Raw genomic sequence first — 24,352 nt, forward strand, 5'->3', positions numbered from 1 at the left:
AGCCTACCGGGGCCGTCCGAGACCCCACCGGGCGGTCGCCGTACGGCGCCCGTGAATCCGGCGCGGCCGCTTGGACCTGCCATCCGTCGCCCCTATGGTCGTGCCATGCGGGTGCTGCTGAAGCTGACCCTGGACTGCGATGCGGATGCCGCGTGGCGCGCGATCCGCAGCCCGGCCGTGCTGCGCGAGGTGGTCGCGCCGTGGCTCGACTTCGAGTCGCTGGAGGCCGAGGGCTTCCCGGCGACGTGGCCCGAGGGGCCGCATCGGATGCGCGCGCTCGCGTTCGGCGTCGCGCCGAGCGGCGAGGAGTACGTCGACGTGTCGTACCCGGGCGGACTGCCCGCCGGCGTGCGGATGCTCCGCGACGGGGGCGGTGCGGTGACCGGGCCGCTGTCGGCGTTCCGGCATTGGGACCACCGCATGGCGATCTCGCCGCTTCCCGACGGGCGCACGCTCTACCGCGACCAGCTGCGTGCGAGCGCCGGAGCCCTCGACGCGCTCTACTGGTACCCGACCTGGGCGTTCTGGCAGTACCGGGGCCGGCGGCTGCGACAGCTCGCGCCGACGTGGGCGTACGACCCGCCGGGCACGGCGGATGCGGAGCGTGCCGAGGCCGCGCGGGCCGCGCGGGGCACCGGATCGTGACCGCCTCGATCGGAGCGCTGCAGCTCTCCGACTGGCGCCGGCACGTGTTCGCGCTGTACGCGGGCGTCCGGCACCTCAGCGTGCACGACCCGGCGGCGGGGCACGAGCTGTGGCGCTCGGGTCGCGACGAGCTGTTCGCGGGGCATCCGCAGTCGCCGCTGCTGCCCGACGACCGGGCGGGCTTCACCGGCCTCGACATCGCGCCGTACGACCCCGACTGGCGGTTCGAGCTCGAGGTGCGCCGGCCGGACGAACCGCAGCGGCTGGTGGTCGACAGCTCGAACGACGGGAAGATCCCGTTCTCCCTCGTCGGCACGGTGCGGGTGCCGTACCTCGGCACGCTCGACGTGTGGCGGCTCGCCTCGTACGGCGGCGGGCTGTTCCTGCCCGTCAAGGACGGCCTCGCTGGGGCCCCCGGCGGCACGTACGGCGGCGGCCGCTACCTGCTCGACACCGTCAAGGGCGCCGACCTCGGCTCGAGCGGCAACGACGACAGCCTCGTGGTCGACTTCAACTTCGCGTACAACCCGTCGTGCGCCTACGACCCGTCGTGGTCGTGCCCGCTCGCACCCCCGGGGAACACGCTCCGCGAGCCCGTCCCGGTGGGCGAGCGGATGCCGCGCTGAGTGCTCGCACAGCCTTCCGGATCCGTCTCCTGCTATGGTTGGCGGCGGTGTGCGCGACGAACGCGCCGCCTGCGTCGTAGACACGCTTCCGGGCCTCGAGCCCGTTGACTTCATACGGCGAACGGATTCGCCGCCCGGCGTCTTCGCCACCACCCACCGCCGGGTCCATCCGCCGCTGCCGCATCGCGCACCGGTGCGCCCCGGCCGTGCCCTCCCGAAACGGACCCCCTTGACCGACATCACCTTCGGCGCGCTCGGCGTGCCCGCACCCCTCGTCGCCGCCCTCGCCGCCGACGGGAAGACCACCGCGTTCCCCATCCAGGCCGACACCCTGCCCGACACGCTCGCCGGACGCGACGTCCTGGGCCGCGGCAAGACCGGCTCGGGCAAGACCATCGCGTTCGCGCTGCCCATGGTCGCGCGCCTCGGCACGACCCTCGCCGGCGGCCGCCGCCGCGCCGGTCGGCCGCTCGGCCTCGTGCTCGCCCCCACCCGCGAGCTCGCCACCCAGATCACCGCGACCATCGAGCCCCTCGCCGCCGCCTACGGGCTGAAGGCGACCACGATCTTCGGCGGCATCAACCAGAAGCGCCAGGTCGACGCGCTCCGCGCCGGCGTCGACATCGTCGTCGCCACGCCGGGCCGCCTCGAGGACCTCATGAAGCAGGGCTTCGCCCACCTCGACGCGGTCGAGATCACGGTGCTCGACGAGGCCGACCACATGGCCGACCTCGGCTTCCTGCCCGTCGTGACGCGCATCCTCGACAAGACCCCCTCCGGCGGCCAGCGCCTGCTGTTCTCGGCGACGCTCGACAACGGCGTGGACCGGCTCGTGAAGCGCTACCTGCAGAACGAGGTGCTCCACTCGGTCGACGAGGCGCACTCGCCGGTCGCCGCGATGACCCACCACGTGTTCCAGGTCGCCGACACCGACGCCAAGCACGAGCTCGTGAAGACCCTCGCGTCGGGCACCGGCCGCCGCATCCTCTTCATGCGCACCAAGCACCACGCGAAGAAGCTCGCGAAGAAGCTGACCGAGCAGGGCATCCCCGCGGTCGACCTGCACGGCAACCTCTCGCAGCCCCAGCGCGACCGCAACCTCGCCGCGTTCGGCGACGGCTCGGTCAAGGTCATGGTCGCGACGGATGTCGCCGCGCGCGGCGTGCACGTCGACGACATCGAGCTCGTCATCCACGTCGACCCGCCCATGGAGCACAAGGCGTACCTGCACCGTTCGGGCCGCACCGCGCGCGCCGGCAGCGAGGGCGACGTCGTCACGATCGCACTGCCCGGCCAGATGGACGACCTCGGCAAGCTCCTCCGCAAGGCGGAGATCCGCGTGACGCCCGAGAAGGTCGTGCCGACCACGCCCAAGGTCGTCGCGCTCGTCGGCGACGTCGCCCCGTACGTCACGCCCGCGCCGCGCGAGGCGAAGCCGCAGCAGGGCGGCGGCCGATCGCAGGGCGCGAACGCCCAGCGCAAGCGGGCCGCACGCGACGAGCGGGCAGCGGGCGGCGGGCAGCCTGCCGGCCAGGGCCGCCGGAGCCGCGGGCGAGGCCGTGCGGGGCAGTCGGATGTCGCGCCCGCCGCACCGCGCCGCGACCGCTCGGGCCGCCCCGCCGAGGCGAAGGCCCACGCACCGAAGCAGGGCTCCGGCCAGTCCCGCGGCGGCCAGTCGGCCGGCGCGCAGCGCGGAGCATCCGCCCACGGTTCGCAGAAGCAGCCGCTCCGGGTCGGCAGCCTCGTCTCGCCGAACCGCAACACGCGCACGAACCGTCGCGCGCAGGGCTGAGTCCCTCCGCGCGCTCGACGGCCCCGCACCCGGCTCGGGTGGCGGGGCCGTCGTCGATTTCGCCCGTGGTGGCGGCCCGGGTTAGCCTGAGCCCCATGAGCACCGATGTCGTTGCCGAAGTCGTCATCCGTCCGATCCGTGATTCCGACGCCGAGGCGCTCGGCCGGGTCCACGCGCAGTGCTGGCACGAGGACTACGACCAGCTGGTGAGCGCCGCGACGCTCGAGAACCTCTCGCCGCGCCGGATGGCCGAGCTCTGGACGCACTGGATGAGCCAGGGCGACGAGTTCACGCACGTGGCCGCACTGGTCGAGGGCGAGATCGTCGGGTTCGCCGGTTCGGGCCCCGCGCGCGACGAGGATGCGCCGCGCGAGCGCGAGCTGTTCTTCATCCACCTGCTCGACGCGCACCACGGCAAGGGCATCGGGCAGAAGCTGTTCGACGCGACGGTCGGCGAGGGCTCGGTCTACCTCTGGGTGCCGTCGGCGAACGAGCGCGCGGTCCACTTCTACGAGCGGAACGGCTTCACGGCCGACGGCGTCGCCCACGACGAGCCGTTCCTCGGCGAGAGCATCCACGAGGTGCGGATGGTGCGCTGACGCGCAGCCCGACCAGGGAGGCGGCGCCGGCATCCGGCCCGCGGCATCCGGCCCGCGGCATCCGCTCAGTCGAGGGCGCCGACCGCGGCGAGCGCGCGCCGCAGCAGTGCGCCGCGTCCGCCCTCCATCTCGTCACCGAACGCGTCGCTCGCCGCCTCGGCGGGCGAGACCCACGTGACCTCGAGCGCGTCCTGGCGCGGCTCGCACGTGCCGGTCACGGGCACGACGTAGGCGAGCGAGACGGCGTGCTGGCGCTCGTCGGTGAACGGCGAGATGCCCGGCATCGGGAAGTACTCGGCGACCGTCGCGGGCACCGGGCTCGCCGGCAGCAGCGGGAACGCCATCGGACCGAGGTCCTTCTCGAGGTGGCGGAACAGCGCGTCGCGGATGGTCTCGCCGTACATCACGCGCCCGGAGACGAGCGTGCGCGTCATCTCGCCGACCGCGTTCGCCCGGAGGAGGACGCCCACCTCGGTGACCTGCCCGACGCCGTCGACGCGCACGGGCACCGCCTCGACGTAGAGCAGCGGCAGTCGGCCGCGGATCTCCGCGAGCTCGAGGTCGGAGAGCCAGCCGGGGTTGGCGGGAGGCTGGACGACCGGTTCGTCGTCGGGATTCCAGTCCGGGTCCGGGGTGCGTACGGCCATGGGTCGATTCTGCCCCACGTGTCCGGCGAGTGCCGTGAACCGCGGCGTCCGGCCGACGACGGTCGGGATCCCCGCGCCGGGGTACGATGCCCGGATGCGGATCGACGACGAGGCGGTGATGTGGTCGGCGTCACCGGCCGACCGGGCCGGACGGCCCCTCCTGGTGCTCCTCCACGGCTACAACTCGCACGAGGGCGACCTGTTCGGCCTGAGCCCGTACCTGCCGCTCGAGCCCGCGATCGCCTCGCTCCGCGCACCGATCTCGACCGGCTACGGCCACGCCTGGTTCCCGCTCCTCGCGCAGGGCGAGGAGTTCGCGATGACCGGTGCCGAGGAGGCGACGACCGCCGTGATCGAGTGGCTCGACCGCGTCGCGCCGGGCGAGGCATCCATCGGCCTGCTCGGCTTCTCGCAGGGCGGGGCGATGGCGCTCGAGCTGCTGCGCCGGGCGCCGGAGCGGTTCGCGTTCGCCGTGAGCCTCGCCGGGTTCGCGCTGCCGGGCACGCGCGAGGGCGACGAGCGGATGGCGGAACTCGCGCCGCCCGTCTTCTGGGGGCGCGGCACGGTCGACGAGGTGATCCCCTCGACCTCGGTCGTGCGCACGCAGGAGTGGCTCCCCGCGCACGCGTCGCTGGACCAGCGCGTGTACGAGGGGCTCGGCCACTCGGTGTCCGACCGCGAGATCGGCGACGTCCGGGCCTTCCTCGCGGCGCGATACGCCGCCTGACCGCGTAGCGGCACGTCACGTCGCGGCCCCGCGCCTCGGACCGCGGGCTCAGACGCCGGCGCCGCCTCCGCCGCCGCCGCGACCCTCGTCGCCGCGCGCCGCACGCTCCGCGTCGCGCTCGGCGATGCGCCGCTTCTCGGCGCGCACGCCGGCCTGGCGGGCGCGCTCCTCGACGAGCCACGCGGGCGGCGCCTCGAGCAGCGCCTTGATCTCGGCGGTCGTGAGCGGGTCGGTGATGCCGGCGCGGGCGAGACCCGAGTTGGAGACGCCCAGCTTCGCGGCGACGACGCCCCGCGGGTGCGGGCCCTCCCGTCGCAGGGTCGCGAGCCACTCGGGCGGGTCGGCCTGCATCGCGGCGAGCTCGTCGCGCGTGACCGGCGAGGCGCGGAAGTCATCGGGCGTCGCATCGAGCAGGACGCCGAGCTTCTTGGCCGCCGTCTCCGGCTTCATCGACTGGGACTGGCGGGGCTGGTCGGCGTTCACCCCTCCACGGTAGTCGCGTCGGCGTCCCGCCGTGCATCGGACCTCGCGCCGGCCCGCCCGGCGCTAGCCTGAGAGGGCCGCGCGCGCGGCGGGAACGAGGTCGGACGTGTCGCTGCGGCTGAGGTACGTCGCGGGGGTGAGCCCCGCGAAGTGGCTCCGGGCCTGGGCCGACCGGCGACCCGACCTGCCGCTCGAGGCGACGCGCGTGAACGAGGATTCCCAGCTCGTCGAGGTGCGCGCCGGCGACGCCGACCTCGCGTTCGTGCGCCTGCCCGTCGACGACGACGAGCTGCACGTCATCCCGCTGTGGGAGGAGGTCGCGGTCGCGGTGCTCCCCAAGGACCACGCGTTCGCCGACGCGGAGTCGCTCGCGCTGGCCGACCTCGCCGACGAGCCGCGGGCCCCCGAGCAGGAGGACCCGGCGATGACGATCGAGCTCGTCGCGGCCGGGACGGGTTGGGCGATGATGCCGCACGGCGTCGCGCGCCTCCACCATCGGCGCGACGTCGTCGCGGTCCCGGTGGCGGATGCCCCGACCACGCGCATCGCGCTCGTCTGGCGGGTCGCCCGCGACGACGAGGACATCCAGGAGTTCGTGGGCGTCGTCCGCGGCCGCACCGCGCGCAGCTCGCGGAGCGGTGGGCAGGCGGATGCCACGGGCTCCGGCGGCGACGCGCGCGCAGACCGCCGCGCCCGCGATGCTCGCGGCGCAGGCGGCGGCTCGGGACGGACGTCCCATGGGCGGCGCGGCGCCGGAGCCGGCGGCGCCCGCCGGGCCGGCGGTCAGGGTCGACGGAAGGGCGGCAAGCGCCGATGACCGACACGCGCGACTTCCTGTTCCTCTCGGCACGGCCCGAGGTCGAGGCGGTCGGCCCCGAGTACGAGTCGGTGCGCCGCGCGTCGGGTCTCGATGCCGGCCGGCTCGACCACGTGCGACTCGACGTCGAGTCGATCGGCGACCTCGATCCGCGCCGGTACTCGGGCGTCATCGTGGGCGGCAGCCCGTACAACGTGACGACCCCGGAGGACGGCAAGCACCCGACGCAGCGCCGCGTCGAGGCCGACCTGGCCCGCCTCGCCGAACGCGCGCTGGCCACCGACCACCCGGTGCTGTTCACGTGCTACGGCATCGGCATCCTGACCCGGGTCCTCGGCGGCGAGGTCGGGACGCTCTACGGCGAGGAGGCGGCGCCCGTCGAGGTCACGCTCACCGAAGCCGGCCGGAGCGACCCGGTCGTGGGGGTGCTGCCCGCGCGATTCGACGCCCTCGTCGGCCACAAGGAGGCCACGAGCCGCCTGCCCGACGACGTCGTCCACCTCGCCCGCTCCGCGGGTTGCCCGGTGCAGGTCTACCGCGCCGGTTCCAGCGTGTACGCCACGCAGTTCCATCCGGAGGTCTCCGCGGCCGACTTCATCGCCCGCGCCCGGGTGTACCGGCATCACGGGTACTTCCCGGCGCACGAACTCGAGGCCCTGCGGGACCGCGTGAACTCGGCATCCGTCACCGAACCGCAGCGGATGCTCCGCCGCTTCGTCGAACTCGCCGACGCCCGCACGGCGGGCTGAACGCTCCCCCCGACCCGGCGGACCTTCGGCTCTCCGGCGGCGGGACGGATCGGGCAGTCTCGGAGTGGAACGCGGATCGGAGGCGCGACATGCACGAGACGACGGTCGTCGGGTGGGACGGAAGCGGGACGTCCGAGGCGGCGCTCGCCTGGGCCATCGCCCGGGCGGAGCGGCAACCGGAGGGGGCGCGGTCGCTCGAGCTCCTGCGCGCGATCGACCCGAACTCCATCGCGGGCGATGATCGCGAGACCGCGGAGCTCGTCGGCATCGCCGAGACGGAGGGCGAGGCGGCAGCCGAGCGGGTCAGGTCGGAGCATCCCTCGCTCGACGTCCGGTTCGAGGTGCTGCGTGAGGAGCCGGGCGACGCGCTCTGCGATCGCACGGGCGTCGACAGGCTCGTCGTCGTCGGTGCCGAGAACGGCCGGACGGACGAGTTCTGGCACAGTTCGCGCCTCGGGGTCCGGCTCTGCGGCATGGCCGACGGCCCCGTCGCGGTGATCCCGACCGGCGACGTGCTGCCCCGCTCGGGGGTCCTCGTTGCCGTCGACCACGGGCCGGCCGCCCAGGACCTGTGCCGGTTCGCTGCGGCGTTCGCCGCCTCCGTCGGCGACGCGCTGCACGCCATGCACGTCGGCTCCCGATCGCACACGGTCGGCGACGACGTCGAGGAGCTCGAGGACGCACTCGCCCCCGCCCGGCACGAGTACCCCGACCTCGAGATCGTGACGCACGTCGAATCCGGGCCCGTCGCGGCGATGCTCCTCCAACGGGCGCAGGATCACGACACCGTGATCGTGGGCTCGCGCCGGCTCGGCCCCGTGCGGCGGCTGTTCCTGGGGTCGGTCAGTCACGCACTGGTCACGAACGCGCGCTGCCCGACGATCGTCGTGCCGCCGACGCACGGATCCCGGTCGCCCGCCGGCTGAGCGGTCCGTCGCGCCGAACCGGCGCCCCGGACGTCCGACGGCCCGGTCGACGCGAGGTCGACCGGGCCGTCCGGTGGAGCTTCGCGGGTCAGGCCTTCCTGCGACCGACGATGAGCCCGTAGATCAGCAGCACGATGATGGCGCCGCCGATGGCGAGCAGCCAGGTGCTGAGGTCCCAGAACTCCTCGAGGCCGACGCCGAACAGCACGCTCCCGAGCCACCCGCCGAGCAGGGCGCCGATGACGCCGAGCAGGAGGGTGATGAACCAGCCGCCGCCCTGCTTACCGGGCAGGATCAGCTTGGCGATCGCTCCGGCGATGAGGCCGAGGAGCAGGAATGCGAGGAAACTCATCGATTCTCCTTCCGTTGGTGCCAACTGTCCTCCTGAATGCTTCCTGAGTGCAAGAGGTTGTGCGGGTGTGTCGATCTCCGGTACTTGCGGGCCGTGCCCGAGCGGCGCGAGTCTGGCTGCATGGGGGCACGCGCGCACTCCTGGGTGCTGCACGTCGACCTCGACCAGTTCATCGCCGCGGTCGAGGTGCTGCGGCATCCGGAGCTCGCCGGGCGGCCGGTGATCGTCGGCGGCCGGGGCGACCCGACCGAGCGCGCCGTCGTGTCGACCGCGTCGTACGAGGCCCGCGAGTTCGGCGTGGGATCGGGGATGCCGTTGCGCCTCGCCGCGCGGAAGGCGCCGGACGCCGTGATCCTGCCCGTCGACGCGCCCGCCTACATCGCGGCGTCCGCCGAGGTCATGGAGACGCTGCGGGCCCACCCCGGCACCGTGGTGCAGGTGCTCGGCTGGGACGAGGCGTTCGTCGGCGTGGACGCCGCCTTCCCCGAGGCCACTGCCCGCGACCTGCAGCGCGCCGTGCTCGCGCGCACGGGCCTGCACTGCAGCGTCGGCATCGGCGACACGCTGCTGCGCGCGAAGGTCGCCACGGGCTTCGGCAAGCCCGGCGGGGTGTTCCGGCTCACCGCCGCGAACTGGATGACCGTGATGGGCGAGCGCCCGACGACGGCGCTCTGGGGCGTCGGGCCCCGCGTCGCTCGCAGGCTCGCCGGGCACGGCATCGAGACCGTGGCCCAGCTCGCCGACGCCGACCTCGACGTGCTGGTCGGCGAGTTCGGGCCGCGCATGGGGCCGTGGTACCGCCAGGTCGGGCGCGGGGAGGGCACGCGCGTCGTCGACGACACGCCGTGGGTGGCCCGAGGGCACAGCCGCGAGACCACGTACCAACAGGACCTCACCGAGCCGGCGGAGATCGACGCGGCCCTCGGCGACCTCGTCGCGCACGTGATGGCCGATGTCGCCGCCGAGGGCAGACCCGTCATCGGGCTCACGCTCAAGGTGCGCTACGTCCCGTTCACGACGAAGACGTTCAGCCGCCGCATCGCGCCGCCGACGGCCGACCCGGCCGAAGTGCTCGCCCACGTGCTCGACCTCGCGGCCAAGCGCGACGCGAGCCGGGCCGTGCGCCTCCTCGGCGTCCGCGCCGAGATGCCCATGCCCGAGGAGGCGCGTGACGGCCACACGCCGACGCGCAGCGGCTGGTGATGCGTTCGCTCGGCCGCTCCGCTCCCGCGGGCCCTGCCGCTCCGACCTGCCCACGCTCGCCCGACGCCCACGCCACGCCCACGCCACGCCACGCCCACGCTCGGCCGATTCCCATCCCCCACTCCACCCCGCCCGGCCCGGCCCGGCCCGGATCCCACGGGAGGAACTTCCGCGCGTCTCTCGGCGTGTCCCTGGCCGACACGCCGGGGAGCGGCGGATTCGTCCTCCCGAACGTCTCGGCCCGGGATCGAGTTCGGGGCGACGCGGCCTCCGGAGGACCGCGGAAACGACTGAACCCCCGCTCCAAGAGGAACGGGGGTTCAGGATGGCGGTACCGGTGGGATTTGAACCCACGGTGCGCTTTCACGCACACAACTTTTCGAGAGTTGCACCTTCGGCCGCTCGGACACGGTACCGAGAACGATGATAGCGGCCTCCGCGCGAGGCGCCAAAACGAGCGGATGCCCCGGCTGCCCGCCGCGCGACGGCCCCACGACCGCGTCCGTTCAGCGACCGTTCAGACACCGGCCCTAGCGTCGCGCCATGGTCGAGGAACGTCCGCCCGGGGCATCCGTCATCGCGGCGCTGGTGCCGATCGCACTCGTCGCCGGGGTCGTGCTCGCGGTCCGCGCGACCTGGCGGTGGTTCCGCGCACGGATCACCGAGAACAGCCTGATCCTGAACGAGACCCTTCCCGTGCACTCGAAGTGGTGGCGCGACCACGCGAAGGTCCGGGGCGAGATCCTCTACGTCGCGCTCGGCGACAGCGCGGCGCAGGGCATCGGGGCGAGCCGTCCCGACCACAGCTACGTCGGCCTGCTCGCGCGACTCATCCGCGACACCACCGGGCGGACCGTCCGCGTCGTGAACCTCAGCGTCTCGGGCGCGACGACGTCGCTCGCCGTCCAGGACCAACTGCCGAAGCTCGCCAAGTACCGTCCGGACGTCATGACGGTCTCGATCGGCGCGAACGACATCGCGAAGTGGGATCCGGAGGCCTTCGAGCAGAACCTCCGCACCATCTTCGACGCCGTGCCGTCGCACGCGCTCGTCGCCGACCTGCCCTTCTTCTACTTCCCCCACAACGAGCGGAGGGTCGCGGTGGCGAACCTCATCCTCCGCCGGGTGGCCGCCGAACGCGGGCTCGAGGTCGTCCGGCTGCACCGGGAGACGCGCGTCCGCGGGTGGCGGCGCATCTTCACCCACTTCGCGAACGACTGGTTCCACCCCAACGACCACGGGTACCAGGTCTGGGCCGACGCCTTCCGGCCCGCGATGCTGGCGTCGCTCACGGCGCGGTTCCCCGCCGATGACGAGGTCGCGCCGACGGCGACGGGTCGAGCGGTGGCGGATGCCCCGGGGCCGGTCGCCGCGGCGAGGGTCCCGACGGATGTCGGGGGCCGGACCTAGTCTCGGAGCATGCCGAAGCCCACGACCGCGTTCCGTTGCACCGAGTGCGGGTGGAGCACCGTCAAGTGGGTCGGCAGGTGCGCCGAGTGCCAGCAGTGGGGCACCGTCGTCGAGGCGGGCGTCGAGACCGGCATCGTCCGCAGCCTGCAGCCCGTGGCGCCGAGCGCGGGTCGTGCCGCGCGGCCCATCTCGGCGATCGTCGAGAGCGAAGACGCGGCCCATCGTCCGAGCGGGGTGGGCGAGTTCGACCGGGTCCTCGGCGGGGGCATCGTCGCGGGCGCCGCGATCCTGCTCTCGGGCGAGCCGGGCGTCGGCAAGTCGACGCTGCTGCTCGAGGTCGCGGCGAGGGTCGCCGCGGCGGGCCGCCGCGTGCTCTACGTGAGCGCCGAGGAGTCGACTGCGCAGGTCCGCCTGCGGGCCGGGCGCACGGGCGCCCTCCACGACGAGCTGTACCTCGCGTCCGACACCGACCTCGCCACGATCCTCGGCCAGGTCGACCAGGTCTCCCCTGAGCTGCTCATCGTCGATTCGGTCCAGACCGTGTCGAGCGCGCTCTCCGACGGGCTGCCCGGGCAGCCGAGCCAGGTCCGCGAAGTCGCCTCGACCCTCATCCGCGTCGCCAAGGAGCGACAGCTCCCCGTGCTGCTCGTCGGGCACGTCACGAAGGACGGCACGATCGCGGGCCCGCGCCTGCTCGAGCACCTCGTCGACGTCGTCTGCCAGTTCGAGGGCGACCGGCAGACCGCGCTGCGGTTCGTGCGGGCGTTGAAGAACCGATTCGGGCCGACCGACGAGGTCGGCTGCTTCGAGATGACGGGCGACGGCATCGCCGAGGTGCCCGACCCGTCCGGGCTCTTCCTGAGCCGCTCACGGAACGCCGTGAGCGGCACGTGCGTGACCGTCGCACTCGAGGGCCGACGAGCGCTGCCCGTCGAGGTGCAGGCGCTCGTCGTCGGCACGAAGGCGCCGCAGCCGCGACGCGTCGTGAACGGCGTCGACCCGTCGCGCGTCGCCATGATCATCGCGGTGCTCGAGCGACGCGCGGGCCTCCGCCAGCTCGGCGAGCACGACGTGTACGTCTCCACGGTCGGCGGCGTGCGCCTCATCGAGCCGGCGGCCGACCTCGCGATCGCCGTCGCGATCGCGAGCGCGATGCGCGACCGTGCCGTGCCGCACGACCTCGCCGCGGTCGGCGAGATCAGCCTCGCCGGCGAGGTGCGACCGGTCGCGTCGGCCCGGCAGCGCGCCGCGGAGGCGGCGCGTCTCGGCTACCGGGCGCTGCTCGACGACGACCTCGGCAGCGTGCGTGCCGCCGTCGAACGGGCGATGCTGGTGGCATCCGGGGCGCGCGAGCGCGAGCTCGACGCGGCGTTCTAGACCGAGAGCGCCTTCAGCAGCTCGGCCGGCGACGCCTGCATCGGGTGCGGGCCGGCGATGTCGAGGAACACCGTGGTGATCGTCGACTCGTACCGGGTGAGGAACGACTTCAGCCACGCCGGGCTCTGCAACCCGACGGCCGGCGGGAGGTTCGCCGGCTTGTGCGCGGCGTCGCTGAAAAGCAGCAGCGCGACCTCGCCCGAATTCGGATCACGGTACGTCCACACCTCGCCGCCGTCGAGCGGCGTGTCGCGGGGTCCGGGCTTGATGAGCGGAACGACCGTGTTGCCGTTGCGGAGGGCCAGCGCGACCGCCGCCATGTCCTGCCGCTCGAGGGCCTCGGCGAGCGCCTGCGAGCGGAACTCGACGGGCTGCTTGGGCTTCGAACGCTTCGCACCGGCCATCCTCCCAGCCTACCGAGGCCGGTGCACTCGAACGGCCGCGGGTGCAGGGGCCGGCCCCGCAGCGGAGGTCCGCGGCGCGAGCCGCAGCACAGACCCGCAGCGGAGGTCCGCGGCGCGAGGTAACGCCGCGGACCCCTTGGACCGCAGGATGGTTAGTCCACGTCCGATCCTGCTGAGCAATCCTCGCGAGATCAACGGAAGGCCGTCACACGCGGACACATCCGCGCAGCGGCGACCTGCGTCGACGGGCGTGCGAATCACGCAGGTCAGTAGAGCAGGAACTGCTTCGACGTCGACGACTCGAACCCGCTCATGCTGACGTTCAGGTGGTACGACGCGCCACCGGCGGGGACGCTCGTCCGCTCGCCGCCGCAGGTGTCGGCGCTCGACCGCGTGCGGTCCCACGTGATGGGTTCGCTCGAGGAGACCGGCGTGCCGGGCTCGATCGAGACCTCGGCGTCGACCGGGTCGACCTGGCAGTCGGTCGAGGTCCAGTACGTGTCCGCCCCGCTCGTGACGGTGAACACCTGCGCCGCCGTGCCGACGTTCATGACGCACGAGTTGGAGCCCGTGTTCGTGATCGTGACCGAGAGCTTCGGCTGTTCGCCCGCCGCATAGACGGCCGCATCGGTGACGGCCTCCACCGTGATCTGGTCCGCCCTGCAGGGATCGCCATCGGCGGCGGGCTCGGCCGCGGGTTCGCTCGCCGGCGGCTCGGCGGCATCCGTCGCGGTCGCGCCGTCGGTCGTCGGAGCCGTCGGCGGCGCGCTCGCGGGCGTGGTCGCGCCGACGGTGTCGCCCTGGCTCGCGCCCGGGCGCACGAAGACGAGCACGACCGCGACGATCACCGCGACGAGGCCCAGGAGCACCATGAGCCGACGGCGCCGGTACACGGCAGCGGGCAGGCGCCCTGACGCGGGACGGTTGGTCGACATGGGCTCAGGCTACGGCCGCGCGGCGAAGCGGGACGCGCGGGCGCGCGGCGTGCCCCGACGCCGATGAGGAACGCTCAGAGGACTTTCAGCATCCGCGTGTTGCCGAGCGTGTTCTGCTTGACCCGCGCGAGGTCGAGGAACTCCGCGACACCCTCGTCGTGCGACCGCACGAGCTCGGCGTACAGTTCCGGATCGACGCTCTCCGCACCCATGTCCTCGAAGCCGTGCCGACCGAAGAACGACACCTCGAACGTCAGGCAGAACAGGCGACTCAGGCCGAGTTCGCGGGCATCGGACTCGAGCGCGGCGAGGAGCGCGTGGCCGACCCCGTGGCCGAGCCACTCCTCGCCCACGGCGAGCGTCCGGATCTCGCCGAGGTCCTCCCACATGACATGCAGCGCTCCGCAGCCGACGACCGTGCCGTCGGACGTCTCGGCGACGCGGAACTCCTGCACCGCGCCGTAGAGGTCGACGCGCTCCTTGCCGAGCAGGATGCGTCGGGCGACGAGCGGCTCGACGAGGTCCACGATCTTCGGCACGTCGGGCGTGCGCGCCCGGCGCACGGTGATGGGCGGTTGCGTCATCCGCTCATCGTATTGCGCCGGACGAGCCCGGCCCGTCCACGCCGAGCAGGTCGACGATGAGCCCGGTGAGCAGCGCGGTACGCGCGGGGATGTCCTCGACCATGACGTGCTCGTGGTCGGCGTGCGCTCCCCCGCCGACGGCGCCGAGCCCGTCGAGGGTGGGCACGCCGATCCCGGCGGTGAAGTTGCCGTCGGATGCGCCGCCGACGACGATCGCGTCGGGCAGCGACATCCCGAGCTCGTCGGCGACGGCGCGCGCCCGACGCCAGACGCCCTCGGTGGCGGCGATCTCGAGCGGCGGGCGCCCCACGCCGCCGTGCACCGCGATGCGTGCCCCGGTCGACGAGACGAGCGAGCGGAACGCCGCGTCGACGCGTTCCTGCTCCTCCACCGTGAGGGCGCGCACGTCGACGTCGAACGAGGCGTGCGCGGGCACCGTGTTGATGGTCGTGCCGCTGCGGGCGACGGTCGGCGTGACCGACGTGCCGACCGAGGCATCCGCGAACCCGGCGACGACGCCGACCTGGTGCGCGAGCTCGAGGGTCGCGTTGAGGCCCTTCTCGGGTTCGAGGCCCGCGTGCGCGGCCCGGCCCGCGATCTCGACGCGGTAGGTCGACGTGCCCTTGCGTCCGATCTTCAGCGCGCCACCGTCCCCGCTCGCCTCGAGCACGAGGGCGGCGACGCATCCGTCGGCCTCCTGCTCGATCAGCGCGCGCGACGTCTGCGACCCGAGCTCCTCGTCGCCGGTGACCAGCAGGGTCACGGCGGCATCGGGGAGATGCCCGAGGTGGGCCGCGGCGTGGACGGCCATGACCAGCCCGGTCAGCATGTCGAAGCACCCGGGCCCGCGGACCACGCCGTCCTGGAGGGAGAACGGGTGGGTCTCGAGCGAGCCGATCGGCCAGACGGTGTCGTGGTGGGCGAGCAGGAGCACGCGCGGGGCATCGGGCTCAGGGGAGCCGAGATGCCAACGGAGGTGGGTGCATCCGTCGACGACGATGCGTTCGGGGGCGAAGCCGATCCGCTGCTCGCCGATCTCGGCGACGACGTCGGCCGATCGTGCGACCGCGGCGTGGTCGGCGGACGGCGACTCGACCCTCACCAGTCGCTCGAGGTCGTGGAGGATCTCGGCCAGGCTCGCATCGGCCCAGTCCAGCAACGGATGTCTCATGACGGCTCGCCTCGCAGTCCAGGTCCGGGGAACGACCATTCGACGATATCGCCGTAGCGCGCCCGAGACGACGAAGGGGCGGATGCCGCAGCATCCGCCCCTCGTCGTGGTTCGGGGTTACTGGCCGGCGGCCAGGTCGGGCGTCGCCGGCCCGGTGCCGATCGCGGCGCCCGTGTTCACCCCGACGCCGACGGGCAGTGCCCGCTGCGTGGTCGTGAAGACGAACTCGCCGTCCTTGAAGTCGACGTGCACGTGGTCGCCCGAGTTGAGCTCGCCGTGCAGGATCTTCTCCGACAGGCGGTCCTCGACCTCGTGCTGCACCGCGCGGCGCAGCGGCCGGGCGCCGAGCGCCGGGTCGAACCCGACCTCGATCAGCCGCTCCTTGGCCGGGACGGTCAGCTCGACGGTCATGTCACGGTCGAGCATGCGCTCGCTGAGCCGCTTGATGAACAGGTCGACGATCTGCAGCAGCTCCTCCTTGCTGAGCTGCGGGAACACGATGATCTCGTCGACGCGGTTCAGGAACTCCGGCTTGAAGTGCTTCTTCAGCTCCTCGTTCACCTTCGCGCGCATGAGGTCGTAGCCCGTGCGGGTGTCGCCCTCGACCTGGAAGCCGACGGGGCCGCCCGAGATGTCCTTCGTGCCGAGGTTCGTCGTCATGATGATGACGGTGTTCTTGAAGTCGACCACCCGGCCCTGGCCGTCGGTGAGGCGACCCTCCTCCAGGATCTGCAGGAGCGAGTTGAAGATGTCGGGGTGGGCCTTCTCGATCTCGTCGAACAGGACGACCGAGAACGGCTTGCGGCGCACCTTCTCGGTGAGCTGGCCGCCCTCCTCGAAGCCGACGAAGCCGGGAGGGGCGCCGAACAGGCGCGAGACCGTGTGCTTCTCGCCGTACTCCGACATGTCGAGCGAGATCATCGCCGACTCGTCGTCGAACAGGAACTCGGCGAGCGCCTTCGCGAGCTCGGTCTTCCCGACGCCGGTCGGGCCGGCGAAGATGAACGAGCCCGACGGGCGCTTCGGGTCCTTGAGGCCGGCGCGGGTGCGGCGGATCGTCTTCGACAGGGCGGAGATCGCCTCCTCCTGGCCGATGACGCGCTCGTGCAGCGCCTTCTCCATGAAGACGAGTCGCGAGGACTCCTCCTCGGTGAGCTTGAACACCGGGATGCCGGTCGCCTGTGCGAGCACCTCGGCGATCAGGCCCTCGTCGACGACGGCGGTCGTCTTGACCTCGCCCGACTTCCACTGCTTCTCGAGGCGGAGGCGCTCGCCGAGCAGGTTCTTCTCCTCGTCGCGCAGCGACGCGGCCTTCTCGAAGTCCTGCTCCTCGATCGCGGTCTCCTTGGCGGAGCGCACGACGGCGATCTTCTCGTCGAACTCGCGCAGCTCGGGCGGCGAGGACAGGATCGACAGGCGGAGGCGCGCTCCGGCCTCGTCGATCAGGTCGATCGCCTTGTCCGGGAGGAAGCGGTCGCTGATGTAGCGGTCGGCGAGGTTCGCAGCCGCGACGATCGCGCCGTCGGTGATGGACACCTTGTGGTGCGCCTCGTAGCGGTCCCGCAGCCCCTTCAGGATGTTGATCGCGTGCGGGAGCGACGGCTCGGCGACCTGGATCGGCTGGAAGCGGCGCTCGAGCGCGGCATCCTTCTCGAAGTGCTTGCGGTACTCGTCGAGCGTGGTGGCGCCGATGGTCTGCAGCTCGCCGCGGGCGAGCAGCGGCTTGAGGATCGACGCGGCGTCGATCGCGCCCTCGGCGGCGCCCGCACCGACGAGGGTGTGGATCTCGTCGATGAAGACGATGATGTCGCCGCGCGTGCGGATCTCCTTGGTGACCTTCTTCAGGCGTTCCTCGAAGTCGCCGCGGTAGCGCGAGCCGGCGATGAGCGAGCCGAGGTCGAGCGAGTAGAGCTGCTTGTCCTTCAGCGTCTCGGGCACCTCGCCCTTGACGATCGCCTGCGCGAGGCCCTCGACGACGGCCGTCTTGCCGACGCCGGGCTCGCCGATGAGCACGGGGTTGTTCTTGGAGCGACGCGAGAGGATCTGCATGACCCGCTCGATCTCCTTCTCGCGGCCGATGACCGGGTCGAGCTTGGAGTCGCGCGCGGCCTGCGTGAGGTTGCGGCCGAACTGGTCGAGGATCTGCGAGCCGCCCTGGGGCTGCTGCTGCTCGTTCGCGCCGACCTGGACCTGCTCCTTGCCCTGGTAGCCGGAGAGGAGCTGGATGACCTGCTGGCGCACGCGGTTGAGGTCGGCCCCGAGCTTCACGAGCACCTGGGCGGCGACGCCCTCGCCCTCGCGGATGAGGCCGAGCAGGATGTGCTCGGTGCCGATGTAGTTGTGGCCGAGCTGGAGCGCCTCGCGGAGCGAGAGCTCGAGCACCTTCTTGGCGCGCGGGGTGAACGGGATGTGCCCGGTCGGCTGCTGCTGGCCCTGCCCGATGATGTCCTGCACCTGCTCGCGGACGGCATCGAGGGAGATCCCCAGCGACTCGAGCGCCTTCGCGGCCACGCCCTCACCCTCGTGGATGAGGCCGAGCAGGATGTGCTCGGTGCCGATGTAGTTGTGATTCAGCATCTTGGCCTCTTCCTGGGCCAGGACGACGACACGACGGGCTCGGTCCGTGAATCTCTCGAACATCTCAACTCCTCGCCGACGCCGGGTAGGGGCGTCGTTACGTTCAACGGTAACGACCGTTGCTCCGCGGTGGGCCGCTGTTCGCCATGGGCGCACGCTCACGACGTGGTTCGTCGCGGCGGGGCGAGCGGATGCCTCGCGCGGGCCCCGGTGCGGATGCCACGGGGTCGACCGCACCCGCCGCCACGTGGTTTGATGCACGCATGCCCAGACTCGTGCTGACCGTCATCGGAGACGACCGCGCCGGACTCGTCGGGGCGCTCGCCGACGTCATCGGCGACCACGGCGGCAACTGGGAGCAGAGCCAGATGGCCGAGCTCGCCGGCCAGTTCGCCGGCATCGTCGTGGTCGACGTGCCCGCCGAGCAGGAGGCGGCGCTCCGCGCCGCGCTCGACGGCCTCGACGGGCTGATGGAGGTCTCGGCGCACCCGGGCGTCGAGCAGACGGCCGAGGCCGGGGCATCCGCCGTCTGGACGCCGCTGCGCATCGACCTGATCGGCAACGACCACCCGGGCATCGTGCGCGACATCTCGGCGGTGCTGGCCCGGCACGGGCTCAGCATCGAGACGATCACGACCGGCCAGCGCGACGCGCCGATGGCCGGCGGCCGGCTGTTCGAGGCGCACCTCGTGGTGCGGGTGCCGCCGGGCGGCGACCCCGCCGACGTGCGCGACGACCTCGAGCGGGTGGCGAGCGAACTGTTCGTCGACCTCACGCTCGGGCACGGCTGACGCCGGTCGACCCGAGGGTCCGGCGACTACTTGATCGGCACGGTGACGACCTGGTCGCCGACGGTCACCTCGAGCGGCTCGGTCGTCGTGGTGTACACGGGGGTCCAGAAGACCGTGGTGTGGGGCACGAAGTCGGCCGTGCACGGCCGGGTCTCGGGTTCGGGCAGCACCGCCTCGACCGCGTTGCCCTCGCCCGCCTCGGCGACGACCTTCAGCTCGGTCGGCACGACGGGGCAGGTCGACGAGCCCCAGATCGTGATCGCCAGCTTGCCGCCGTCGTCGAGGTACTGCACGTAGGGCTCGTCGCCGGTCGGCTCGGCCTCGACCACGTCCTCCTCGTCGGTCTCCTCCTCGGTGGACCCGCCGAGGTCCGTCTCCTCGCCGCCGGCCTCGCCCGCGGCCTCCTCCTCCGCGACGGGGAGGCCGGAGAAGTCCTCGACCGCGCCGGATCCCGGGTTGCAGCCCGTGAGCACGAGCGCCGAGGCGATCGCGAGCCCGGCGAGGAGGAGACGACGAGGTCCGGTGAGCGAAGTCATGGCGCCATGCTGCCACGCGGTCGCCCCCGCCGGACGGGACCTCCGGCCCTACCGTCGGCGCGTCGGAGGTGGGCGCCGTGGCCGTCGCGGCCGGCCCCGCGGAGGGTCGGCACCCGCGCGTAGGATGCGGGAATGAGCAACCTCGAGCGCGATCCCGTCGAACTGCTCTGCCCGCCCGACGCGACCACCGGCCCGGGGGTCGACGTGTACGAGTATCGCGAGGTGCCGCTCGGCGGCCCCCGCGCGATGCCGGTCCGCCGCACGCTCCCGCAGCGAGGTCGCACGACCATCGGCGCCTGGTGCTTCGCCGACCACTACGGTCCCGACGACGTCGCGGAGACGGGCGGCATGGTCGTGCCGCCGCACCCGCACACGGGTCTCCAGACCGTGAGCTGGCTGTTCGAGGGCGAGATCGAGCACCGCGACTCGACGGGGAGCCGCGAACTGGTGCGGCCCGGCGGCGTCAACCTGATGACCGCAGGACGCGGCATCTCGCACTCCGAGGTCTCCACCGCCGGCACGACGCGCCTGCACGGCGTCCAGCTCTGGGTCGCGCTCCCCGAGGGCGCGCGATCGGTCGCGCCGTTCTTCGAGCACGCCGACACGACGCCGTTCCGGATCGGCGACGCGACGGTGCGCGTCTTCGTCGGCGAGCTCGCGGGCGACGGCGAGACGACGGATGCCGCGGCCGCGACGGTCACGGTCTTCTCCCCGCTCCTCGGCGCGCAGGTCGACCTCCCGGCGGGCGGCTCGGTCGACCTTCCGCTCGATCCGACGTTCGAGCACGGCATCCTGGTCGACGCCGGGCCCGCGTTCGTCGAGGCGTCCGGGGACGGCACGGCCGCCGAGGTGCCGTGGGCGCAGCTCGCGCACCTCGAGCGCGGTCACGAGCGCGTGCGGGTTCGCGCCGATTCCGACCCGGTCCGCATCGTGCTGCTCGGCGGCGTGCCCTTCGACGAGGAGCTCGTGATGTGGTGGAACTTCATCGGCCGCTCCCACGACGAGATCGTCGAGTTCCGCCGCCGCTGGCAGTCCGACGTGATCGCGCGCAACGACCCCGACGGCCCGTTCGGGACCGTCGGCGGCTACGACGGCGACCCGCTCCCGGCGCCCGAGCTGCCGACCGTGCGGTTGAAGCCGCGGCGCTGAGCCGCACCCCGCGCACGCCGACGGCCGGTGCCCGGGAGCGGGGCACCGGCCGTCGGGGCTCGGTCGGCGGTCAGGCCGCGACGATCGAGGGCTCTCCCTCCGCGACCTCCTCGCGGATCGTGCGTCGGTGGGCCCAGCGCTTGAGGGCGATCACCACGAGGGCGCCGACGACCGAACCGGCCACGATCGCGAGCACGAACCAGAGCAGGTTGCCGATCGCGAAGAACACGAAGATTCCGCCGTGCGGGGCCTGCGAGGTGACGCCCATGCCCATGCAGATCGCACCGGCGACGGCGCCGCCGAGGATCATCGCGGGGATGACGCGGAACAGGTCGGCCGCGGCGAACGGGATCGCGCCCTCGGAGATGAACGCGGCACCCAGCAGCCAGGCCGCCTTGCCGTTCTCGCGCTCGACCGGCGTGAACAGCTTGCGGTCGAGCACCGTGGCGAGCGCCATCGCGAGCGGCGGGACCATGCCGGCCGCCATGACCGCGGCCATCACCATGAGCGGAGCCTGGTTCTCGAGGGTCGCGGCCCCGAGCCCGGCGACGGCGAACGAGTAGGCGACCTTGTTGACGGGGCCGCCGAGGTCGAAGCCCATCATGGCGCCGAGGATCAGGCCGAGCACGACCGCAGCAGCACCCGAGAGACCGGCGAGCCAGTCGTTCAGCGCGGTGGACAGCGCCGCGATCGGTCCGCCCAGGACCACGATCATGAGCCCGGACGCCACGATCGAGGCGACGAGCGGGATGATCACGACCGGCATGAGGCCCCGGAGCCAGCGCGGAACGTCGAGGCGCGCGAACATGAGCGCCACCCAGCCGGCGAGCAGGCCGCCGACGAGGCCGCCGATGAAGCCCGCGCCCATGAGGCCCGCGACGGATCCCGCCACGAACCCGGGCGCGATGCCGGGTCGATCGGCGATCGCGTAGGCGATGTATCCGGCCAGCGCGGGGACCAGGAAGCCCATCGAGATCGCGCCGATCTGGAAGAACACCGCCCCCAGGTAGAGGAGGAATCCGCCCTCGGGGAGGTTGAACAGGCTGTTCGTCGTGACGATCTCGCCCGCCGTCGCGGTGATGTCGTAGCCGCCGAAGAGGAAGCCGAGCGCGATGAGCAGGCCGCCGCCGGCGACGAACGGGATCATGTAGCTGACGCCGGTGAGGAGGACCCGCTTGACCTTCTGGCCGAAGTGCTCGTTCGCGGCCGCCGCGGTGGTGGTCGCGGCCGCGTCGCCGGTGACCCGCGGCGCCGACGGGTCGCCGATCGCGGCGACGGCCTCGTCGATCATCTCGGCGGGGTGGTCGATGCCGCGCTTCACCGGGCCCTGGACGACCGGCTTGCCGGCGAACCGGCTCTTGTCGCGGACGTCGACGTCGACGGCGAACACCACGGCGTCGGCCCGTGCGATGACGTCGGGAGCGAGCGGCGTCGAGCCGGAGGAGCCCTGGGTCTCGACGTGCATCTCGACGCCGGCCTTCTTCGCCGCTGCGGCGAGCGCGTCGGCGGCCATGTAGGTGTGCGCGATGCCGGTCGGGCATGCGGTCACCGCGATCAGCACCGGCGCGTGGTCCGGGGCGGTGGACGCCGGCGCGGCGGCGGCCGGAGCGGCGGCCGGTTCCTCCTTCGGCTCGAGCGCGCCCTCGACGAGCGCGACGAACGCCGGCACGTCGGGAGCGGAGCGCAGCGCGGCGACGAAGTCCTCGTCGATGAGCGAGCGCGCGAGCGTCGAGAGCACCGCGAGGTGGTCCTGCGTCGAAGCGGTCGGCACCGCGATGAGGAACACGAGGTCGGCCGGCCCGTCGAAGGAACCGAAGTCGACCCCCTCGGGAAGGCGCGCCGCAGCGAGCGTGGGGACGGTCACGGCGTCGGACTTCGCGTGCGGGATGGCGATGCCGCCCGGGACCCCGGTGGAGTCCTTCTCCTCCCGCGCCCACGCATCCGTGAAGAGCGCTTCGGCGTCGGTGGCGCGGCCGGCTGCGACGACGGCGTCGGCGAGCGCCCTGATGACGGCGGCCTTGTCGGCGCCGATCGGCTCGTCGAGGGTGACGAGCCGCTGGTCGATGACGGTGGACATCGGTTCCTCCTAGTGGACGGCCGGGGCGACGGCGCCCCGGATTCGGATGGCGGTGATGGCGGTGGCGTCGGCATCGGCCCTGGTGGGGACCGCCGACCCGGGGAGCGACGCGGCGGCCGCCCCGTGTGCGACCGCCTGGGCGAGCGCCCGGTCGGGCGTCGCCCCTTCGGTCACTGCGAGCAGGAAGCCGGCGAGCGAGCTGTCGCCCGCGCCGACCGTGCTGCGTGCGTCGATGCGGGGCGCGGGGGCGAACCAGGCGCCCCCCGCCCCGATGTGGACGGCGCCTCGGGCGCCGAGCGTGACGAGGGCCGAGTGGATGCCGCGCGGCGCGAGCCGCGCGGCGAGCTCGGCCACCCGCTCGGGGTCTGCCTCGAGCGCGTCGGAGTCGGTCTCGCCGGTGAGCTCGGCGAGCTCCTCGCCGTTCGGCTTGATGAGGTCGATCTCCTCCCCCGAGTCGACGAGTGCGGCGAGCGGTGCGCCCGACGTGTCGACCGCGATGCGCGCTCCGACCCCGGCGGCCCGCACCTCGCGCGCCACGCGGACGTAGAAGTCGTCGGGCAGCGACGGCGGGAGGGAGCCGGCGAGCACGAGCCACGAGGCATCCGTCGACCGCTCGACCGTGAGGCGGATGAGGGCGCGCTGCTCGTCGTCGTCGAGCGCGGGACCCGGCTCGTTGAGCTTGGTGGTGACGCCGTCGGGTTCCGTGATCGCGATGTTGGAGCGGAGTCGCGCGGCGATCGGGACCGTTGCGACGGGCAGGCCGACGGCGGCGAGCGCCACGACGAGCGGGTCGTCGGCGCGACCGGGGAGCACCGCGACCGAGTCGGCGCCGGCGGCGACGAGCGCGCGGGTGACGTTGACGCCCTTGCCGCCGGGCTCCTCGACGCTGCGAGCGACGCGCTGGACCTCGCCGCGCGCGAGTTCCCGGTCGAGCTCGACCGTCCGGTCGAGCGACGGGTTGACGGTCAGCGTGACGATCATGCGACCCGCACCTCCACCTCGGCCTCGTCGAGCGCGACCGCGAGCGCCGGGCCGGGCGGCGCGTCGGTGATGAGGACATCGACCTCGTCGAGCGCGGCGAAGCGCTGCAGCGCCTCGTCGTCGTGCTTGGACGAGTCGACGAGGACCACGGCGAGCCGTGCCCGGTCGACCATGGCCTGCTTCACCTGCGCCTCGAGCTCGTCGGGCGTCGAGAGCCCGAAGTCGGCGCTCACCCCGTTCGTGCCGATGAAGGCGATGTCGGGGCGGATCTCGGCGAGCTGCGCCATCGCGGAGGGCCCGACGGCGGCGCTCGTGATGCCGCGGATCGTGCCCCCGATGATGCGGACGACCAGGTCGCGGCTGCCGTGGAGGAGCGCGGCGATCGGAACGGAGTTCGTGTAGACCGTGAGCGGCGGAGTGTTCGGGGCGGGCTGCCACTCGGCCAGCGCCTCGGCGAGTGCACCGGTCGTGGTGCCGGCGTCGAGGAGGATCGAGCCCGTGAAGGTGGGCGGCACGAGCGCCATGGCCTCGTGCGCGATCGCGCGCTTGGATTCGGAGTGCTGCCCGGTGCGCTCGAGGACCGTGGTCTCGGTCAGGCTCGCGCGGCCGGCGCTCACGGCACCGCCGTGCACGCGACGCAGCTGGCCTGCCCGCTCGAGCGCGTCGAGGTCGCGACGGATGGTCTCTGCGGTGACGTCGAGTTCGTCGGCGAGCCCTGCCACCGAGACGCGCCCGGTGCGTGCGAGTGCGTCGAGGATGTGCTCGTGTCGCTCCATCGCGTACATACGGCCTCC

Annotated in this window: 25 protein-coding genes and 1 tRNA gene; 13 read left to right on the forward strand and 13 right to left on the reverse strand. The window is 73.0% G+C overall.

Annotated features, from left to right (window positions below):
• Window positions 1–105 precede the first annotated feature (105 nt).
• From GJR97_RS18290 to GJR97_RS11465, 4 genes are all read left to right on the forward strand, one after another.
• Window positions 106–645, forward strand: coding sequence for a hypothetical protein (locus tag GJR97_RS18290; RefSeq protein ID WP_229276225.1), 540 nt, complete (start codon window positions 106–108; stop codon window positions 643–645).
• Complete coding sequence (locus GJR97_RS11455) at window positions 639–1,271, forward strand: DUF1684 domain-containing protein (protein ID WP_324613460.1); 633 nt, start codon at window positions 639–641, stop codon at window positions 1,269–1,271. Before GJR97_RS18290 ends, GJR97_RS11455 begins: the two co-directional genes overlap by 7 nt.
• A gap of 229 nt (window positions 1,272–1,500) precedes the next feature.
• Window positions 1,501–3,063, forward strand: a complete 1,563-nt coding sequence (locus GJR97_RS11460) for a DEAD/DEAH box helicase (RefSeq protein ID WP_154346564.1) — start codon at window positions 1,501–1,503, stop codon at window positions 3,061–3,063.
• Window positions 3,064–3,158: 95 nt separating this feature from the next.
• Window positions 3,159–3,662 (forward strand): GNAT family N-acetyltransferase, encoded by a 504-nt coding sequence (locus GJR97_RS11465; RefSeq protein ID WP_154346565.1) that lies wholly within the window; start codon window positions 3,159–3,161, stop codon window positions 3,660–3,662.
• Window positions 3,663–3,727: 65 nt separating this feature from the next.
• Here GJR97_RS11465 and GJR97_RS11470 read toward each other — a convergent pair whose 3' ends face one another.
• Window positions 3,728–4,309: an NUDIX hydrolase family protein gene (locus tag GJR97_RS11470; RefSeq protein ID WP_154346566.1), complete on the reverse strand. Its 582-nt coding sequence runs from the start codon at window positions 4,307–4,309 to the stop codon at window positions 3,728–3,730.
• A gap of 94 nt (window positions 4,310–4,403) precedes the next feature.
• On the opposite strand from GJR97_RS11470, the gene GJR97_RS11475 reads away from it, so the two are divergent.
• Window positions 4,404–5,036 (forward strand): alpha/beta hydrolase, encoded by a 633-nt coding sequence (locus GJR97_RS11475; protein ID WP_154346567.1) that lies wholly within the window; start codon window positions 4,404–4,406, stop codon window positions 5,034–5,036.
• A 48-nt stretch (window positions 5,037–5,084) separates the two neighbouring features.
• On the opposite strand, the gene GJR97_RS11480 is transcribed toward GJR97_RS11475, so the two are convergent.
• Window positions 5,085–5,486: a DUF5997 family protein gene (locus GJR97_RS11480; protein ID WP_154346961.1), complete on the reverse strand. Its 402-nt coding sequence runs from the start codon at window positions 5,484–5,486 to the stop codon at window positions 5,085–5,087.
• Window positions 5,487–5,625: 139 nt separating this feature from the next.
• Here GJR97_RS11480 and GJR97_RS11485 point away from each other — a divergent pair, with 139 nt between their 5' ends.
• The 3 genes from GJR97_RS11485 (at window position 5,626) to GJR97_RS11495 (ending at window position 8,011) form a co-directional block, all read left to right on the forward strand.
• The gene (locus GJR97_RS11485) at window positions 5,626–6,336 is read left to right on the forward strand and encodes a LysR family substrate-binding domain-containing protein (protein WP_154346568.1); all 711 of its coding nucleotides are present in this window, start codon (window positions 5,626–5,628) and stop codon (window positions 6,334–6,336) included.
• A complete protein-coding gene (locus GJR97_RS11490; protein WP_154346569.1) occupies window positions 6,333–7,085 on the forward strand; it encodes a glutamine amidotransferase in 753 nt (250 codons plus the stop codon). The genes GJR97_RS11485 and GJR97_RS11490 overlap by 4 nt, the downstream gene beginning before the upstream one ends.
• An 89-nt stretch (window positions 7,086–7,174) precedes the next feature.
• The gene (locus GJR97_RS11495) at window positions 7,175–8,011 is read left to right on the forward strand and encodes a universal stress protein (protein WP_154346570.1); all 837 of its coding nucleotides are present in this window, start codon (window positions 7,175–7,177) and stop codon (window positions 8,009–8,011) included.
• Window positions 8,012–8,099: 88 nt separating this feature from the next.
• Here the strand turns inward: GJR97_RS11495 and GJR97_RS11500 are convergent, their stop codons facing one another.
• Entirely contained in the window at window positions 8,100–8,363 is a 264-nt protein-coding gene (locus GJR97_RS11500; protein WP_154346571.1) for a GlsB/YeaQ/YmgE family stress response membrane protein, read from the reverse strand.
• 120 nt (window positions 8,364–8,483) lie between these two features.
• On the opposite strand from GJR97_RS11500, the gene GJR97_RS11505 reads away from it, so the two are divergent.
• Window positions 8,484–9,566 (forward strand): DNA polymerase IV, encoded by a 1,083-nt coding sequence (locus GJR97_RS11505; protein WP_154346572.1) that lies wholly within the window; start codon window positions 8,484–8,486, stop codon window positions 9,564–9,566.
• A gap of 326 nt (window positions 9,567–9,892) precedes the next feature.
• On the opposite strand, the gene GJR97_RS11510 is transcribed toward GJR97_RS11505, so the two are convergent.
• Window positions 9,893–9,982, reverse strand: a tRNA-Ser gene (locus GJR97_RS11510).
• Between the two features lie 127 nt (window positions 9,983–10,109).
• Here GJR97_RS11510 and GJR97_RS11515 point away from each other — a divergent pair.
• Window positions 10,110–10,976, forward strand: coding sequence for an SGNH/GDSL hydrolase family protein (locus tag GJR97_RS11515; protein WP_154346573.1), 867 nt, complete (start codon window positions 10,110–10,112; stop codon window positions 10,974–10,976).
• Between the two features lie 9 nt (window positions 10,977–10,985).
• Entirely contained in the window at window positions 10,986–12,353 is a 1,368-nt protein-coding gene (gene radA, locus GJR97_RS11520) for a DNA repair protein RadA (RefSeq protein ID WP_154346574.1), read from the forward strand.
• On the opposite strand, the gene GJR97_RS11525 is transcribed toward radA, so the two are convergent.
• The 5 genes from GJR97_RS11525 to GJR97_RS11545 all read right to left on the reverse strand — a co-directional run bounded on the left by GJR97_RS11525 (window position 12,350) and on the right by GJR97_RS11545 (window position 18,087).
• Complete coding sequence (locus GJR97_RS11525) at window positions 12,350–12,757, reverse strand: dehydrogenase (RefSeq protein ID WP_154346575.1); 408 nt, start codon at window positions 12,755–12,757, stop codon at window positions 12,350–12,352. The genes radA and GJR97_RS11525 overlap by 4 nt on opposite strands.
• A 266-nt stretch (window positions 12,758–13,023) precedes the next feature.
• Window positions 13,024–13,692 (reverse strand): hypothetical protein, encoded by a 669-nt coding sequence (locus GJR97_RS11530; protein ID WP_154346576.1) that lies wholly within the window; start codon window positions 13,690–13,692, stop codon window positions 13,024–13,026.
• Between the two features lie 74 nt (window positions 13,693–13,766).
• Window positions 13,767–14,276 (reverse strand): amino-acid N-acetyltransferase, encoded by a 510-nt coding sequence (locus tag GJR97_RS11535; RefSeq protein ID WP_154346577.1) that lies wholly within the window; start codon window positions 14,274–14,276, stop codon window positions 13,767–13,769.
• 4 nt (window positions 14,277–14,280) lie between these two features.
• Window positions 14,281–15,447: a M20 family metallopeptidase gene (locus GJR97_RS11540; RefSeq protein ID WP_229276226.1), complete on the reverse strand. Its 1,167-nt coding sequence runs from the start codon at window positions 15,445–15,447 to the stop codon at window positions 14,281–14,283.
• 117 nt (window positions 15,448–15,564) lie between these two features.
• On the reverse strand, window positions 15,565–18,087 hold the full coding sequence (locus GJR97_RS11545) for an ATP-dependent Clp protease ATP-binding subunit (RefSeq protein ID WP_129234413.1): 2,523 nt from the start codon (window positions 18,085–18,087) through the stop codon (window positions 15,565–15,567).
• 200 nt (window positions 18,088–18,287) lie between these two features.
• On the opposite strand from GJR97_RS11545, the gene GJR97_RS11550 reads away from it, so the two are divergent.
• Window positions 18,288–18,815 carry a glycine cleavage system protein R gene (locus tag GJR97_RS11550; RefSeq protein WP_154346578.1) on the forward strand — a complete coding sequence of 176 codons (528 nt, stop codon included), beginning with the start codon at window positions 18,288–18,290 and terminating at the stop codon, window positions 18,813–18,815.
• Between the two features lie 26 nt (window positions 18,816–18,841).
• Here GJR97_RS11550 and GJR97_RS11555 read toward each other — a convergent pair whose 3' ends face one another.
• Window positions 18,842–19,351, reverse strand: a complete 510-nt coding sequence (locus tag GJR97_RS11555; protein ID WP_154346579.1) for a hypothetical protein — start codon at window positions 19,349–19,351, stop codon at window positions 18,842–18,844.
• A gap of 132 nt (window positions 19,352–19,483) precedes the next feature.
• Between GJR97_RS11555 and GJR97_RS11560 the strand changes: the two genes are divergently transcribed.
• The gene (locus tag GJR97_RS11560) at window positions 19,484–20,500 is read left to right on the forward strand and encodes a pirin family protein (protein ID WP_154346580.1); all 1,017 of its coding nucleotides are present in this window, start codon (window positions 19,484–19,486) and stop codon (window positions 20,498–20,500) included.
• A 70-nt stretch (window positions 20,501–20,570) separates the two neighbouring features.
• Here the strand turns inward: GJR97_RS11560 and GJR97_RS11565 are convergent, their stop codons facing one another.
• The 3 genes from GJR97_RS11565 to GJR97_RS11575 are packed head-to-tail and all read right to left on the reverse strand — an operon-like array spanning window position 20,571 to window position 24,343.
• Window positions 20,571–22,577, reverse strand: a complete 2,007-nt coding sequence (locus GJR97_RS11565) for a PTS fructose transporter subunit IIABC (protein WP_154346581.1) — start codon at window positions 22,575–22,577, stop codon at window positions 20,571–20,573.
• A 9-nt stretch (window positions 22,578–22,586) separates the two neighbouring features.
• Window positions 22,587–23,558 carry a 1-phosphofructokinase family hexose kinase gene (locus GJR97_RS11570; RefSeq protein ID WP_154346582.1) on the reverse strand — a complete coding sequence of 324 codons (972 nt, stop codon included), beginning with the start codon at window positions 23,556–23,558 and terminating at the stop codon, window positions 22,587–22,589.
• Window positions 23,555–24,343, reverse strand: coding sequence for a DeoR/GlpR family DNA-binding transcription regulator (locus GJR97_RS11575; protein WP_154346583.1), 789 nt, complete (start codon window positions 24,341–24,343; stop codon window positions 23,555–23,557). The genes GJR97_RS11570 and GJR97_RS11575 overlap by 4 nt, the downstream gene beginning before the upstream one ends.
• Between the last annotated feature and the right edge of the window lie 9 nt (window positions 24,344–24,352).

The organism is Agromyces kandeliae, from assembly GCF_009674665.1.
GTDB lineage: Bacteria > Actinomycetota > Actinomycetes > Actinomycetales > Microbacteriaceae > Agromyces > Agromyces kandeliae.

Excerpts from the sequence above, each read along its gene's own strand:
- GJR97_RS18290 (WP_229276225.1), top strand. The coding sequence starts at position 106 with ATGCGGGTGCTGCTGAAGCTGACCCTGGACTGCGATGCGGATGCCGCG.
- GJR97_RS11465 (WP_154346565.1), top strand. The coding sequence starts at position 3,159 with ATGAGCACCGATGTCGTTGCCGAAGTCGTCATCCGTCCGATCCGTGAT.
- GJR97_RS11470 (WP_154346566.1), bottom strand. The coding sequence starts at position 4,309 with ATGGCCGTACGCACCCCGGACCCGGACTGGAATCCCGACGACGAACCG.
- GJR97_RS11475 (WP_154346567.1), top strand. The coding sequence starts at position 4,404 with ATGCGGATCGACGACGAGGCGGTGATGTGGTCGGCGTCACCGGCCGAC.
- GJR97_RS11480 (WP_154346961.1), bottom strand. The coding sequence starts at position 5,486 with ATGAAGCCGGAGACGGCGGCCAAGAAGCTCGGCGTCCTGCTCGATGCG.
- GJR97_RS11490 (WP_154346569.1), top strand. The coding sequence starts at position 6,333 with ATGACCGACACGCGCGACTTCCTGTTCCTCTCGGCACGGCCCGAGGTC.
- GJR97_RS11495 (WP_154346570.1), top strand. The coding sequence starts at position 7,175 with ATGCACGAGACGACGGTCGTCGGGTGGGACGGAAGCGGGACGTCCGAG.
- GJR97_RS11500 (WP_154346571.1), bottom strand. The coding sequence starts at position 8,363 with ATGAGTTTCCTCGCATTCCTGCTCCTCGGCCTCATCGCCGGAGCGATC.
- GJR97_RS11505 (WP_154346572.1), top strand. The coding sequence starts at position 8,484 with ATGGGGGCACGCGCGCACTCCTGGGTGCTGCACGTCGACCTCGACCAG.
- GJR97_RS11515 (WP_154346573.1), top strand. The coding sequence starts at position 10,110 with ATGGTCGAGGAACGTCCGCCCGGGGCATCCGTCATCGCGGCGCTGGTG.
- radA (WP_154346574.1), top strand. The coding sequence starts at position 10,986 with ATGCCGAAGCCCACGACCGCGTTCCGTTGCACCGAGTGCGGGTGGAGC.
- GJR97_RS11525 (WP_154346575.1), bottom strand. The coding sequence starts at position 12,757 with ATGGCCGGTGCGAAGCGTTCGAAGCCCAAGCAGCCCGTCGAGTTCCGC.
- GJR97_RS11530 (WP_154346576.1), bottom strand. The coding sequence starts at position 13,692 with ATGTCGACCAACCGTCCCGCGTCAGGGCGCCTGCCCGCTGCCGTGTAC.
- GJR97_RS11535 (WP_154346577.1), bottom strand. The coding sequence starts at position 14,276 with ATGACGCAACCGCCCATCACCGTGCGCCGGGCGCGCACGCCCGACGTG.
- GJR97_RS11540 (WP_229276226.1), bottom strand. The coding sequence starts at position 15,447 with ATGAGACATCCGTTGCTGGACTGGGCCGATGCGAGCCTGGCCGAGATC.
- GJR97_RS11545 (WP_129234413.1), bottom strand. The coding sequence starts at position 18,087 with ATGTTCGAGAGATTCACGGACCGAGCCCGTCGTGTCGTCGTCCTGGCC.
- GJR97_RS11550 (WP_154346578.1), top strand. The coding sequence starts at position 18,288 with ATGCCCAGACTCGTGCTGACCGTCATCGGAGACGACCGCGCCGGACTC.
- GJR97_RS11555 (WP_154346579.1), bottom strand. The coding sequence starts at position 19,351 with ATGACTTCGCTCACCGGACCTCGTCGTCTCCTCCTCGCCGGGCTCGCG.
- GJR97_RS11560 (WP_154346580.1), top strand. The coding sequence starts at position 19,484 with ATGAGCAACCTCGAGCGCGATCCCGTCGAACTGCTCTGCCCGCCCGAC.
- GJR97_RS11565 (WP_154346581.1), bottom strand. The coding sequence starts at position 22,577 with ATGTCCACCGTCATCGACCAGCGGCTCGTCACCCTCGACGAGCCGATC.
- GJR97_RS11570 (WP_154346582.1), bottom strand. The coding sequence starts at position 23,558 with ATGATCGTCACGCTGACCGTCAACCCGTCGCTCGACCGGACGGTCGAG.
- GJR97_RS11575 (WP_154346583.1), bottom strand. The coding sequence starts at position 24,343 with ATGTACGCGATGGAGCGACACGAGCACATCCTCGACGCACTCGCACGC.